Below are 265 nucleotides of genomic sequence, written 5' to 3'. Positions count from 1 at the left end.
AAGTTGATTCCTAAAAGTATGCTTTCAATTATAGATGAAGACTTTAACAAACTTATTTTCTCTTGCCTTTGATAGGAAGGACGCAAAATATAGTTTGAAGATTTAATATCCTCTCTAATCTCGTCAATATCAACAGAAGTAGGGTTCGGCTTATGTAATCTTAAGTTAGACAGATCATCTAATGATTTGGCCGTCTCTTCTGCAGTTTGTTTCTTATTTTTAAAATCTTTACTGAAAGTGTTCGAGCGAATATAGGGTCTGAAAT

1 protein-coding gene is annotated in these 265 nt (G+C 32.5%); it reads right to left on the bottom strand.

Annotated features, from left to right (window positions below):
* Positions 1 to 265 (bottom strand): hypothetical protein (locus AAEZ18_RS19005; RefSeq protein ID WP_352255973.1); only part of this gene is annotated, 265 nt, incomplete at both ends.

Source organism: Pseudoalteromonas sp. 19-MNA-CIBAN-0066 (assembly GCF_040308705.1).
GTDB lineage: Bacteria > Pseudomonadota > Gammaproteobacteria > Enterobacterales > Alteromonadaceae > Pseudoalteromonas > Pseudoalteromonas nigrifaciens.
The sequence above is the reverse complement of the archived record's forward strand: the minus strand, read 5'-3'. Positions and strand labels throughout refer to the sequence as shown.